This window comes from Flavobacterium sp. ACN6, from assembly GCF_002304005.1.
In the GTDB taxonomy this organism is placed as follows: domain Bacteria; phylum Bacteroidota; class Bacteroidia; order Flavobacteriales; family Flavobacteriaceae; genus Flavobacterium.
In genome coordinates, this window is record NZ_MRCQ01000002.1 from 68,993 (window position 1) to 83,503 (window position 14,511).

Here is a 14,511-nt window from a genome sequence, read left to right on the forward strand (position 1 = left end):
TACTTTAAATAACGAATCAAATACCTACAAGGTTTTGGAAACCTTGCAGGAAATCAATAATTCAAAATGATGATTTTACTATTAATTTTTGTTATAAGATATCCAATAACCTTGTCAATCTGATTTTAAATAAATAATTAATAATACCTATAAGGTTTACTAAACCTTGTAGTAAAGAAAAATATAAAATGTCAACCTCAACAAAACAATTTACTTTACACGAAGATTGGACTGTCGTTATTCTAGGCTTTCTTATAATCGGAATTTCTCTTTTTATTTTTCTTCCTCAAATTCCCGTTTTCAAATGGACGAATGCTACTGATTTAACCAACAATGTTTTCGAAATAAAAAATCTTCAAATCATTGGTTTACAATTTATTTATTTCACTTTTATTGGAAGTATTGGAACTTTTTTAGTTGGAAAATCGGTTAAGAATTTCCTTTTCGGATTTCCTGTAATTTACTTTCTCACAATTCTTGCATTGATAATTGCAGGAAATACAGCAATAAAAGCACTAAATCTGGAAGCCGTTATTTTCAGTTTAGTAATCGGATTACTTATCGGGAATTTTTTCAAACTTCCAGAATGGTTTCGCAGCGCTTTATCAACAGAACTCTTTGTTAAAATCGGATTGGTTTTACTGGGAACAAGTGTAATTTTTTCGGATATTTTAAAGGCAGGATCTTTAGGATTAATTCAAGCTTTGGTTGTGGTTTTATCGGTTTGGTATTTTGCTTTCTGGCTCTGTAAAAAACTAAAAGTCGATGATGAATTGACCATGATGATTTCGAGTGCGGTTTCTATTTGCGGTGTTTCTGCTGCCATTGCAACTTCTGGTGCGATAAAAGGAGATTCTAAAAAATTATCTTATGTAATTTCGATGGTTTTGGTAACCGCTATTCCAATGATGATTTTTATGCCAATAATTGCGAGTCATTTTAATTTTCCAGAAGAAGTTACAGGAGCCTGGCTTGGCGGCAGCATCGATACTTCTGGAGCTGTTGTCGCATCTGGAACTTTGGTTGGCGAAACGGCTTTAAAAATAAGTACGATTGTCAAATTTTCTCAAAACGTTTTATTGGGTTTAGCGGCTTTTGCCATTTCCATTTATTGGACTTATACGCACAATGAATCTTCTGAAGTAAAGAATTCAAAACCAACGCTTGGTGTAATTTGGGAACGTTTTCCAAAGTTCGTCATAGGTTTTATTGCCGCTTCAATTGTTTTTTCGTTTTTGATTACTCCTGAAACTCGCGATGAAGTAAAAGAAAGTTTAAAAAATATTCAGGGACTTTGGTTTGCTTTAGCATTTACGAGTATTGGTTTGGAAACTAATTTTAAAGATTTACTGCATCACAATAGCAGGAAACCTTTAATAGCATTTTTAACGGCTCAAGTATTTAATATCATTATCACATTGATTATTGCTTTTTTTCTTTTAAACCTTAAATATTCCGCTAGGAATATCTCATCGGTAGAAAAAAATTGTATTGTTCCGTATTGTGTCCTGTAGGGACACCTGTTGTATAGAAATGGCACATTTTGCAATTAATCAAACGTTCCTACAGAACGTATAACCGCTATTTAAATTTAATTCTGCCGACGAAACATTCCTAAAGGAATGAATTTCAATTTTCAATTGCCTACAGCTTTAGCTGGAGGTTTATAATTTAAAAGAAAAAAGACTTTAGCCAAACTTATTATTCGGCTAAAGTCTAGATTATTTCTAAATCTTTTACCTCCAGCTAAAGCTGTAGGCAATTCATTCTTTTTTATTGCGAAAATAATCTACATCTAAACCCAACAGGTTTTATCCCGAGGCTTCGGGACTGTCGGGTTTGTATCTGTTATTCAACTATTAAACCTAAAAAAAGAAAGTAAAAACTGCCTAAACAATACATTTTTCATTTGCTTCTTCACTCTTAAAACACAATAACAAATAACTGATAATCAATATTTTAAATCTCTTTACTTTTTACTTAAATCATCTTTCTACTCATTCTTTTCAAAAAAATTAAATAAACTTTTGGTTTTAATTATAATAAAATTAACTTTGTCTATAGGATTAGTAGAGTTTTAATCATAAAGAACTAAATTTTGAAAACAACAGCTTACACATCGCATTACATTCTTCCTAAAAAATTCACCTATAACGCTTTTAGTTATATGTGTATCTGTTGTTAAAAATCCTTTTTTCAATTTTCGCTTTTAAGTCGAAAATAAAACCATAAACTATATTTCATATTGACAAATTAACGATTAATGCTTTATTGCATTAAGAGCACAAGTATGTCAAAATCAGAATAAATAAAAAAAAGCAACAACTAAAACAAGACTAAAATGAAAATAATGCACTGCCCTACTCTTTTATAGTAAAAACCATTTCTGCGGCAACGGAAATGGCAAGACTCAAAGAACATTTATCACTAAAAAAAGCCTTCGGAAATTGAAAAATCAATTTTTCGCATCGCTTATTATTTAAATCCAAAAAGTAATGAACAAGCAATTACAAGCCTTATTGTGGATTTTCGTACTCTTAATTTCAATCGGAATTAAAGCGCAAAATACACAACCTTTAATTAATTCTACCTTAAACGGTACCGTTATCGATCAGGTAACGAATCAGCCTCTTCCGGGAGTTTCAGTTCAAATCAAAGGAACTACTCACGGTGCAGTAACAGATTTAGACGGAAAATTCTATTTTCAAACAGGTCAAAAATTCCCTTATACTTTAATCGTAAGTTATTTAGGATATGTTACAACCGAACATATTGCAACAAAAGATTTCGTTCAAATCTCTTTAAAAGAAGATGTTAAGGAATTAAATGAAATCGTAATTATCGGATACGGAAGTACTTCTAAAAAAGACTATACGGGAGCTGCAGAAACTGTAGCTCAAATGTCATTAAAAGCAACTCAGAAAACATTAGAAAGTTCGCTTCAAGGTTCTGTAGCGGGTGTAAACGTAACGCAGACTTCGGGCGCACCAGGCGCAGGAATGAGCATACGTATTCGAGGCGGGAGTTCGATTCAAGGAGGAAATGAACCTTTGTATGTAATCGATGGTTTTCCTTTATACAATTCAGAGGTGACTTCGGGCGTTTTGAGCGGTACGCCGACAAATCCGCTTTCGACTATAAATCCAGCAGATATTGAATCGATTACAGTTTTAAAAGATGCTTCATCTACAGCAATTTATGGTTCAAGAGGAGCAAATGGTGTTGTAATTATTACAACCAAAAAAGGTTCCAACACTGCAGCAACTGTAAATTATGATTTTACAATTGGCCAGCAGGAAGTCCGCAAAAAAATTGATTTATTAGATGCTCAAGGTTTTTCAAGGTTAAGAAATGCGGCATTGTACGATTCGAATCCAACGGGAGGGACAAACCAATATCTGAGTGATGCGCAGATTGCTGCACTTGGCAAAGGAACTGACTGGCAGGATGCTGCGTTTCAAAAAGGATTAACGCAGAATCATCAGTTGAGTATTTCTGGCGGAAACAATCAGACTAAATATGCTGTTTTTGGAAATTATTACAATCAGGAAGGAATTATTAAAAATACTGGTTTTGAGCGTTTCAGCGGACGAGTTAATTTAAATTCAAAAATAAGCAGTAAAGCAAGATTTGGTTTAAACTTAACCATTGCAGAAACGAAAGCAAAAGTAGCTCCAACGGGTTTGGTAACCGCTTTATTGAGCATGCCACCAACAGCAACTATTTATGAACCAGACGGAAGTTATACTTTAAGAAATCCGTTTGAGAATATCTTCGCCAACCCAATTGCAACTTTAAACGAACGTAAAAACCAATCGATTACCGATCGTATTTTGGGAACTATTTACGGCGAATATGATATTTTGAAAAATTTAGTTTTCAAAGTTTCTTTTGGAACTGATATGATTTTCAACAAAGAAAAAAGTTATCTGCCATCCACTATTTACGAAGGTTTGATTACCAATGGAGAAGGAAAAATTGGAAATGCAGAATCAAGAAGCTGGTTAAACGAAAATACTTTAACGTACACTACTGTAATTGGCGAAAAACATCATTTGAATGCTTTGGCAGGTTACACACAGCAAAGTTCTACGAGAGAATACAATAATGGAGGATCACAGCAATATGTAAATGATATTACTTCTTATTACAGTTTACAAAGTGGTAATATTGCTTTAATGCCTTCTTCTGGCGAAAGTACTTGGGCTTTAAATTCGTATTTATCAAGAGTCAATTACAATTACGATTCGAAATATTTCTTAACTGGAAGTATTAGAGCTGATGGTTCTTCCCGATTTGGAAAAGATAATAAATGGGGTTATTTTCCTTCTGTAGCTGCCGCTTGGCAAATTAGCAATGAAGAGTTCTTCTCGCCAGTTAAAAATGTAATTAACAGCTTAAAAATTAGAAGCAGCTGGGGTGCAACCGGAAATCAGGAAATTGGAGAATACCAGTCTTTATCTACTTTAACAAGTGTAAAATATCTTTTTGGAGATCAAATTTATACTGGTTTTACGCCTACGCGAATTGCAAACGACAATTTAGGATGGGAGTTAACCAATCAGTTTGATGCAGGTGTTGACGTTGGATTTTTTGATGATAAATTGAATTTAACTGTCGATGTATACCGCAAAACAACCAAAAATTTATTGTTAGATGTACAGCTTCCTTACACAACAGGATTTACTTCTTCTTTACAAAATTTCGGATCTGTTCAAAATCAAGGTCTTGAACTTGGCTTAAATGCTTCTCTTGGAAATACGGCTTTTTCTTGGACATCAAACTTCAATATTGCCTTTAACCAAAACAAAATTATTGCATTAGGAAATGGTGCCGAATTCTACACTTTTGGAAATTATATTTTAAAAGTTGGCGAATCTCTTGGTACTTTCTACGGAGCAGTTACAGACGGAATTTTACAAACGGCAGATGTTGCCACAAAAGGAGTTTATACTGGAAATGCTGCACCAAAAGCAGGTGATCGTTTATACAAAGATATTAACGGCGACGGCGCATTTACAACCGCAGCGGACAGAACAAGCATTGGCGATGCGCAACCTGATTTCGTTTTCGGATTCTCTAATAATTTTACTTACAGAGGTTTTGAATTGGCCGTTTTAGTAAATGGTTCTGTTGGAAATAAAATCCTTAACGGAAACCTTCAGGCTTTGGAATTATACAACGGACAACAAAATGCTTCAACTTCTGCGTTGGATGCGTGGACACCAGAAAATCCGAGTAATACAACGCCGAGAGCAAAACTAGATCCTGCGCCTGTTTTCTCTAATCGTTTTGTAGAAGATGGTTCATTTTTGAGATTAAAAAATATCACTTTAAGCTACAATCTTCCTAAGAAATTATCCGAAAAACTAAACTTAACGTCAGTAAAATTCCGTGTAATTGGAGAAAACTTATTGACTTGGACAAAATACACAGGTTACGATCCCGAAGTTACTAACGGAACTACTATTTCTCCAGGAACAGATACTGGAATCTATCCCGCTTCTAAAACAATTTCAGGCGGATTAAGCGTAACATTCTAAAAGATTTATCATGAAAAAGACCATTATATTCAGTTTAGCCGCACTTTTTTTAATAAGTGCCTGCAATCCGTTGGACGAAGATCCGAAAGCCTTTATTTCGTCTAATAATTTTTATAAAACTACCGAAGATGCAGATGCTGCGGTTATCGCCATTCATAATGCGATCAACAGTTCTACGCATACATTATACAATCGATTGATTCAGATTGCAACCGAAATGGCAACTGACGACTACGAAGCGGGTCCAAGAGCTAGAAATGCTCATGTTAGAGCATTATCCAATTTAACGCATGACGCTTCAAACGATCGTATGATCGAGTTATGGAGACAAAGTTATGATGGGATCAACAGAGCCAATGTGGCGATTGATAACATCACTAAAAACCCGAATCTTACTACTCAGAAGGACAAAGATTTAATTAATGAAGCAAAATTTTTAAGAGCGCTTTTATACTTTAATTTAGTTCGATGGTTTGGAGATGTTCCGTTGGTTTTACACGAAACGACCGTTTTAAATCCAGATGCCATAAACGTAAGCAATACTCCAGAAGTTGAAGTTTACACTCAAATTGAAAATGATCTAATTGATGCAGAAGCACTTCCTGTTGTACAGCAAAATAAAGGTCGTGTAACGGCGGGCGCAGCAAAAAGTATTTTAGCGAAAGTATATTTAACCGAAAAGAAATGGCAGAAAGCAGCAGAAAAGAGTAAAGAAATCATTGATAGTAAGGTTTATGATTTATTTGAAAATTATGCTGATGTCTTTAATGTTGCCTCCAAAAACGGAAAAGAACATATTTTTTCAGCGCAGTTTAAAGGTTTAACTAACTGGAACGGAAACATGCTAGCTTCTACAGCTGCGCCAACATCGGTTCCTGGAATTGCTGGCGATCAGGCAGATGCATTACACAAAGAAGGCGGCCTTTTTGAAGCTTTCGCGGAAACTGATAAAAGAAAATACATCACTTTTGCAGTAGAATTTGTGAGTCCAACCGATGGAAAAACCTATAAAGTAACACCGCATTTTAATAAATATTTTGATCCTGCAACTCCTACTTCGCCTGGTCAGTCTTCTAAAAATACACCAATTATAAGATTTGCTGAAGTATTACTGATTTATGCTGAAGCTATAAATGAACAAGGCGGACCAACTCCAGAAGCTTATGCAGCAGTTGACCGCGTGAGAACGAGAGCTGGAATTGCATTATTAGCAGATACTGCTCCGGCTTTAAGTCAAGACGCTTTTAGAGAAGCCGTTTTTGAAGAAAGACGAAAAGAATTGGTTTACGAATATCAGCGTTGGTTTGATTTGGCAAGAAGAGGGCCTGATTATTTTGTAGCAAAACTAAAAGCCGCAGGAAAAACAAATGCACAGCCAAAACACGTTCACTTTCCTATTCCGCAGCGAGAATTGGATTTGAATCCGAATTTGAAACAAGTTCCGGCTTGGAGATAAATTTTTATTAAACGCATAGAGACATAGTTTTTAATGCTACATAAAAGGCGTTTCACTTGCTGGAATAAACATAGTTTTTGATTGATAAAAACTACGTGTTGAGAAATGTATTTCTCTTCTATAGTCTCTTCAAAAGAAAAAAATCTATGTTTCTCTGTGTTAGGAAAATTTAAAAAATTTAAAAATATACTAACAGTAAATTATTATAAAATGAATAAAAGAATAAACATTTTATTTTCTGTCTTATTGACGGGAATAATTGGTTCTTATGAAACCGAAGCCCAAACAGACTCTTCTAAACCCAACGTAATTTTGATTATGGTTGATGATATGGGCTATTCGGATTTAGGAAATTATGGATCTGAAATTAAAACGCCAAATCTAGATCGCTTAGCGAAAGAAGGAACACGTCTTCGCGAATTTTACAACAACTCGATTTGCGCGCCTACAAGAGCTTCTTTATTAACGGGTCAATATCAGCACAAAGCGGGAGTGGGTTATTTTGATGTGAATTTGGGTTTACCTGCCTATCAAGGATATTTAAACAAAGAATCTTTGACATTAGGTGAAGTTTTCCGTTCTGGAGGTTACAGCACCTTAATGTCTGGAAAATGGCACGTAGGTTCTGAAGATCAAGCACAATGGCCGAACCAAAGAGGTTTTGACAAGTTTTACGGAATTTTAAAAGGTGCAGCCAATTATTTTGACACAAAACCGCTTCCTTTTGGAAAAACGGCTTATCCTGTAAAAATGATCCGCAATAATGAGGAGCTTCATCCAAAAGATGATTCGTATTATTTTACAGATGAAATCGGAAATAATGCCGTTACTTTCTTAGACGAACAAAATAAAGAAAACAAACCTTTCTTTTTATATCTGGCATTTACTGCGCCACACTGGCCATTGCAGGCAAAACCAGTTGATATTGCAAAATACAGAGGTAAATTTGATGAAGGCTGGGATGCTTTAAGAGAAAAAAGAATTAAAAAATTAAGAGAAAACGGAATTATACTTCCTAACCAAACTATTGCGCCTCGCGATCCAGAAGTTCCAGAATGGGATAAATTAACGTATGATGAAAAGCAATTCTGGAAAGCTAAAATGGAAGTTTACGCTGCAATGGTAGACAACATGGATCAAAATGTGGGTAAAGTTTTAGACAAATTAAAAGCTTTGAAAAAAGACAAAAACACACTAATCATTTTTATTGCAGATAATGGTGCTCAAGGCGGTTTCAATACTTATAATCCGTTAAAAAGAGGTTTAGTTCGCAACGAAGGACCAATTGGAACTTCTGGATCTTTTGATTACCAAGAACAAAACTGGGCTTATTTATCGAATACACCGCTGCAGGATTATAAAAATAATATGCACGAAGGCGGTTTTAGTTCTCCATTTATTGCTTGGTATCCATCAAAAATTAAAGCTGGACGTATTGATAAAGGAACTGGACATATTATTGACCTTGCTCCTACTTTCTACGATTTGGCAGGAATTGAATATCCGAAAAACCTAAACGGTGTAAATTCTAATCCGCTTCCAGGGAAAAGTTTACTTCCAGTATTGTTTGAGAATGCTTCTGAAGTAAACAGAGGTGCGCCATTATTCTGGGAAAGAGCTGGAAACAGAGCCGTTAGAGAAGGAAAATGGAAATTGGTTTCAATCTATCCATCGTATCAATGGGAACTTTACAATCTGGAAGCAGACCGTGGTGAAACGACAAACGTTGCAGCGCAGAATCCAGGAATTGTAAATGATCTTTCTGCAAAATATTTTGACTGGGCAGATAAAACTGGAGTTGTAGAATACAGCAAATTCAAACAAAAAAATGAATTGATTCCCGGTGCTGCCGCAAAGAAATAATTACTTTTTTTGATATTTTTAGTAATTATAACAAAAAGCGATTGTTGTTATAGCATTCGCTTTTTAAATAAAAAAAAGGTGTACAAAAAAATAGGCTGTCTCAAATTAGGACAGCCTATTTTATTTGATTGCAATTAATATCTAAACTCCAGCGGAGCAAAATATTTATAGCTCAAAAATAATAACAATGTTTAAAGCTCCAGCGGAGCAAAATATTTATAGCTCAAAAATATTAACAATGTTTAAAGCTCCAGCGGAGCCAAATATTTATAGCTCAAAATATTCACAATGTTTAAAGCTCTATCGGAGCAAAATATCTATAGCTCAAAAAACATCTACAATTTGTAAAGCTCCAGCGGAGCGATATTCTTTTTATATTTCGCCTCTCTGAGGCTCCTTGATCGCAAATAAATTAGCTCTATAAATATGACGTTCCTATGGGACTGACATACTCGAAACGTATAACTCGAATTATTTTTTTATCCTAAAATAAAAATTAGTTTCTAAACTCGTTTAATGATTTCTCAATAATCTGAAGGCATTCATTAATTTGATCTTCTGTCATTACCAAAGGCGGTGCTAATCTAATTTTATTTCCGTGCGTTGGTTTTGCTAATAATCCGTTGTCTCTAAATTTTAGGCAGATTTCCCAAGCCAGATCAGAATCTTCATCGGTATTGATTACAATTGCATTCAAAAGTCCTTTTCCACGAACCAGTGTAACTAAATTATTTCTTTCAGCGATTTTATTCAATCCATCTCTTAAGATAATTCCAAGACGTTCTGCATTTTCAGCTAGTTTTTCATCTTTAACTACGTCCAGCGCTGCAATTGCAACTGCGGCCGCAACAGGATTTCCTCCAAAAGTAGATCCGTGTTGTCCTGGTTTAATGACATTCATAATTTCATCATTACACAAAACAGCCGAAACTGGATAAACTCCGCCCGAAATTGCTTTTCCTAAAATTAAAATATCAGGCTGTACATTTTCGTGATGAACCGCCAATAACTTTCCTGTACGCGCAATTCCAGTTTGAACCTCATCTGCAATAAAAAGTACATTGTGTTGTTCGCAAAGTGCTTTTGCTTTCGCTAAATATCCTTCAGAAGGAACATAAACTCCTGCTTCACCCTGAATAGGTTCTACCAAAAATCCAGCAATATTTTTAGATGAATTTAAAGCTTTTTCAAGGGCTTCAAGATTATTGTATTCAATTTTTATAAAACCATCTGTAAAAGGTCCGAAGTTTTTACGAGCTGTTTCGTCATTAGAGAAAGAGATAATAGTAGTTGTTCTTCCATGAAAATTATTCTCGCACACAATAACCTGCGCTTGATTTTCAGGAATTCCTTTTACTTCATACGCCCATTTTCTACACACTTTAAGAGCCGTTTCAACTGCTTCAGCACCTGTATTCATTGGAAGAACTTTATCAAAACCAAAATATTTGGTTACATATTCTTCGTAATTTCCTAATTTATCATTGTAAAAAGCACGAGAAGTCAAAGTCAGTTTTTGTGCTTGTTCTACCATTGCATTTACAATTTTAGGATGGCAATGACCTTGATTTACTGCAGAGTAAGCCGACAAAAAGTCATAATATTTTTTTCCATCAACATCCCAAACATATACTCCTTCTCCACGTTCTAAAACTACTGGAAGCGGATGGTAATTGTGAGCTCCATATTTATTCTCTTTTTCAATCAAAATTTCTGATTTTGACGAAAGCGCTTTTTCTGTACTTATCATAATCTGCTTTTTATTTCAACAAAAATATTAAAAATTAATTAATTATCATGTTTAAAATCATATTTTGACTTAAAAATAACAAAAAATAAGTCAAAAATTATACTTTAAGCCTCATAAAAAGCTATATTTATTTTAAACAGAATTATATTTTTAACCTTTTTATTAAAAAAAAGAGTTACTTTTATGAATACCAAAAAACAAATATTTAAACGATTTTATTGAATGGAAATATTAGACGAATTTGATATTAGTATTATTAAGGAATTAGAAAAAGATGGCCGAATGGCTTTTTCTGCAATCGCGGCTAATTTGAAAATATCAAATACTATGGTGCATCAGCGTATCAACCGCATGATCGAACAAGGCGTAATTGGCGGCATCAAACCCATTATTCAAGAAAAGAAAATTGGTTACGACTGGGCTTCATTTACCGGAATTACCCTAAACAAGGATTCTGATTCTGATAGAATTATCGAAGCGCTTAAAGAAATTCCAGAAATTACAGAATGCTATTATGTTACGGGTTCTTTTACCTTATATATAAAAATAATTGCAAAAAATCACGAACATATGCGCCGTATTCTTTACGAGAAAATAGACGGAATTCCAGGCATTGCCAAAACCGATTCGATTGTTGAATTGGGCTGTGCATTCAAAAGAAATATATCATTGTAAGAAGAACTTTTATTCTTTTTCAAAATAATAGTTATAAACCTCACAGGAATTTACTTGTGAGGTTTTTTTGTAACATAATATTTCTGATATTTGTTAAAAATTGTAGAATTATGAAAAATACAGTGCTAATTTTATTCAGTGCAATCTTATTTTCAAACGTTATGAACGCACAATTACAGCCCGTAAAATATACCGAAGGTACACAACAGCTGAATTGCTTATTTATAAAAGCAGCTAAAAAAAGCAGCCAAAATCCAGGAATACTACTCTTGCCTGCCTGGCTCGGAATTGACAATGCCTCTAAAGGAATTGCTGCGGAGTTATCTAAACTTGGTTATCATGTTTTTATCGCCGACATCTATGGCGAAGGAAATTATCCGAAAAACACAGGTGAAGCTGGGAAACAAGCTGGTTTTTACAAAATAAATTTTGAAGCGTATCAAAAACGTATCGATGCTGCTTTGAAAGAACTTGTAAAATCAGGAGCAAATGCCGATAATATCGTTGCTATTGGTTACTGCTTTGGAGGAACAGGCGTTTTGGAAGCTGCGAGAGGTCATTTAAATGTAAAAGGAGTTGCCTCTTTTCATGGTGGTTTAGGTAAAGATGCCAGCAGAAAAACAGAAAGTATATCCACAAAAGTTTTAATCTGTCATGGTGCAGATGATCCGTTTGTTCCAAAAGATGAAATTACAGCATTCCAACAAGAAATGCGTGATGCAAAAGCAGACTGGCAGATGATTTATTATGCAGATTCTGTTCACTCGTTTACAAATCCAGAAGCTGGAAGTGATAATTCTAAAGGTGCTGCATATAACCCTGTTGCAGCAAAAAGATCTTTTGACCATTTACAGCTGTTCTTAAATGAAGTTCTAAAAAAATAATACCTATTATAATACCCTAGCCAAAAACAAATCAATTAAATAAACCAATGTCACATAGCAAAATTAGAGAAGACAAAACCTGTTTAAACTGCAGGCACGTTGTTGAGCAAAAATTCTGTCCAAACTGCGGACAGGAAAACAGCGACAGCCGAAAAACTTTTCATCATTTATTTATTCATTTCTTTGAAGATTTAACGCATTACGAAAATGCATTCTGGAAAACGATTCGCAACCTGCTTTTTAAACCTTCAACTCTAACCAAAGAATATCTTTCGGGAAAACGATTGTCTTATCTGGCTCCAGTTCGTCTTTATATCTTTATTAGTTTTATTACTTTTCTTTTAATTGCATTATTTCCAAGTAACTTAACTGAGGACCTAACAAAAAATGACAAGGAAATCACGTCCAATTTTGAAAAAGCAGAAAAAAAAGAAAAGAAAAGCTGGAAGGAAAAATCATACTTAAAAGAACACACAATAGATAAATCATATTTTCATTTGAAAACAATGAAAGAAATTGATTCCATTCAGAAATATGGAAAAGAAAGCGAGAAATTAAATACAACATCGTACTGGTTCTATGAAAAAGCTGTTCATGTGACTGAAAAAAATACTAAAAGAGAGATAATTGAAAAATTTATCGAATCTTTCTTTCACAATCTTCCTAAAATTCTATTTATCATAATGCCGTTTTTTGCTTTTTTCTTGTGGCTATTACACAGTAAAAAAAGATGGTATTATTTTGACCACGGGATTTTTACGCTCCATTATTTTTCTTTCCTGTTATTGATATTCCTCATCATGTTTATAATTAACCGATTAATCGGTTTGTTTGGCGAAGACAGTCCATTATCATTTATATCAGGAATAACTAATTTTGTGGGAACAATATGGATGTGTTATTATTTTTATCCGGCACATCATCGTTTTTATGGAGAATCTAGAGGAGTGTCATTTATTAAAAGTTTTTTCCTTTTCATTGTAAATTCACTATTTATTATATTTTTGCTGACCTTTTACGTTCTTTACACATTTATTAATTTACACTAACTATAAAAAATGAAAAAGTTACTCATTTTATTATTGGTTGCATCTGCGTATTCTTGTAAAACTGCGCAGTCAACCGCTTCCAATGACAATTCCGATCCTACCAAATATGTAAAGGTTATTAAGGAAAAAGATCTAAAAAAAATGCTTTACGTTATAGCTTCTGATGAAATGGAAGGCCGTGACACGGGTTCGAAAGGACAAAAAAAAGCGGGTCAATATATGATTGAGCAATACAAAAAAAATGGAGTATCTTTTCCAAAAGGGGCTACTGACTATTACCAGCATATTCCAGCTTCTTATTTAAATTCAAAGCGTAACAAAAATTTACCTGATTCTGAAAACATCTGGGCATTTATTGAAGGTACTGAAAAACCAGATGAAGTCTTGGTTATTTCTGCTCATTACGATCACATCGGAATTAAAAATGGTGAGATTTACAATGGTGCCGACGATGACGGTTCTGGTACTGTTGCTGTTATAGAAATGGCAAAAGCATTTACTAAAGCTAAAAAACAAGGACATGGACCAAAGCGTTCTATTCTTTTTCTTCACGTAACTGGAGAAGAGCATGGTTTACATGGATCTCGTTTTTACTCTGAAAATCCTTTATTTCCAATTGCAAATACTATTACTGACATCAATATTGATATGATCGGACGTCGTGATGTAGAACATGCAAAATCAAACAACTACGTTTATGTAATTGGTGCTGACAGATTATCTTCGGATTTACATAATGCTGTTGTGGCTCAAAATGAAAAATACATCAAAATGGACTTGGATTATAAGTTTAATGATCCTAAAGATCCAAATCATTTTTATGAGCGTTCTGACCATTATAACTTTGCAAAACACGGAATTCCATCTGTTTTCTTATTTAACGGAGTTCACGAAGATTACCACGGAAAAGACGACACTGCAGAAAAAATCGAATATGATGCTTTAACTCAAAGAACAAAATTAGCTTTTGTAATCGCTTGGGATTTGGCTAATAGAGAAAATAGACCGGTAGTTGATAAGAAATAATTTTTTAAGATGCTAAGATTCTGAGGTTCTAAGATACTAAGTTTTTTAGATGCTGAAAATTATTTTAAAAAATCGAATATTAGATTCTTTTTACAAACATAGCCCGCGGTTTCAACCGCGGGAGACGAATCTGAGATAATGCACCGTAATAATTATTGCGTCCCCACGGTTAAAGACCGCGGACTATATTTGGAATTTGGAATACGAAGGTTGCGAGATCATAGGACATTTTAAAGCTTTTTGGTTTCGTAAGATAAAAAACAAA

Annotated in this window: 9 protein-coding genes; 8 read left to right on the forward strand and 1 reads right to left on the reverse strand. The window is 34.1% G+C overall.

Annotation, left to right across the window (positions count from 1 at the left end):
• Positions 1 to 188 precede the first annotated feature (188 nt).
• The 4 genes from BSF42_RS03250 (at position 189) to BSF42_RS03265 (ending at position 8,862) form a co-directional block, all read left to right on the forward strand.
• The gene (locus BSF42_RS03250; protein WP_253250970.1) at positions 189 to 1,514 is read left to right on the forward strand and encodes a YeiH family protein; all 1,326 of its coding nucleotides are present in this window, start codon (positions 189 to 191) and stop codon (positions 1,512 to 1,514) included.
• Positions 1,515 to 2,495: 981 nt separating this feature from the next.
• Positions 2,496 to 5,543 carry a TonB-dependent receptor gene (locus tag BSF42_RS03255; protein WP_095951696.1) on the forward strand — a complete coding sequence of 1,016 codons (3,048 nt, stop codon included), beginning with the start codon at positions 2,496 to 2,498 and terminating at the stop codon, positions 5,541 to 5,543.
• 10 nt (positions 5,544 to 5,553) lie between these two features.
• Positions 5,554 to 6,999 (forward strand): RagB/SusD family nutrient uptake outer membrane protein, encoded by a 1,446-nt coding sequence (locus BSF42_RS03260; RefSeq protein WP_095951697.1) that lies wholly within the window; start codon positions 5,554 to 5,556, stop codon positions 6,997 to 6,999.
• Positions 7,000 to 7,209: 210 nt separating this feature from the next.
• Positions 7,210 to 8,862 carry an arylsulfatase gene (locus BSF42_RS03265; protein WP_095952055.1) on the forward strand — a complete coding sequence of 551 codons (1,653 nt, stop codon included), beginning with the start codon at positions 7,210 to 7,212 and terminating at the stop codon, positions 8,860 to 8,862.
• 496 nt (positions 8,863 to 9,358) lie between these two features.
• Here the strand turns inward: BSF42_RS03265 and rocD are convergent, their stop codons facing one another.
• Positions 9,359 to 10,612, reverse strand: a complete 1,254-nt coding sequence (gene rocD / locus BSF42_RS03270) for an ornithine--oxo-acid transaminase (RefSeq protein WP_095951698.1) — start codon at positions 10,610 to 10,612, stop codon at positions 9,359 to 9,361.
• A 222-nt stretch (positions 10,613 to 10,834) separates the two neighbouring features.
• On the opposite strand from rocD, the gene BSF42_RS03275 reads away from it, so the two are divergent.
• The 4 genes from BSF42_RS03275 (at position 10,835) to BSF42_RS03290 (ending at position 14,246) form a co-directional block, all read left to right on the forward strand.
• Positions 10,835 to 11,287 carry an Lrp/AsnC family transcriptional regulator gene (locus BSF42_RS03275; RefSeq protein WP_095951699.1) on the forward strand — a complete coding sequence of 151 codons (453 nt, stop codon included), beginning with the start codon at positions 10,835 to 10,837 and terminating at the stop codon, positions 11,285 to 11,287.
• A gap of 110 nt (positions 11,288 to 11,397) precedes the next feature.
• Complete coding sequence (locus BSF42_RS03280) at positions 11,398 to 12,171, forward strand: dienelactone hydrolase family protein (protein ID WP_095951700.1); 774 nt, start codon at positions 11,398 to 11,400, stop codon at positions 12,169 to 12,171.
• Between the two features lie 47 nt (positions 12,172 to 12,218).
• Positions 12,219 to 13,220: a DUF3667 domain-containing protein gene (locus BSF42_RS03285; RefSeq protein ID WP_095951701.1), complete on the forward strand. Its 1,002-nt coding sequence runs from the start codon at positions 12,219 to 12,221 to the stop codon at positions 13,218 to 13,220.
• Between the two features lie 9 nt (positions 13,221 to 13,229).
• Positions 13,230 to 14,246, forward strand: a complete 1,017-nt coding sequence (locus tag BSF42_RS03290) for a M28 family peptidase (RefSeq protein WP_095951702.1) — start codon at positions 13,230 to 13,232, stop codon at positions 14,244 to 14,246.
• Positions 14,247 to 14,511: the final 265 nt, after the last annotated feature.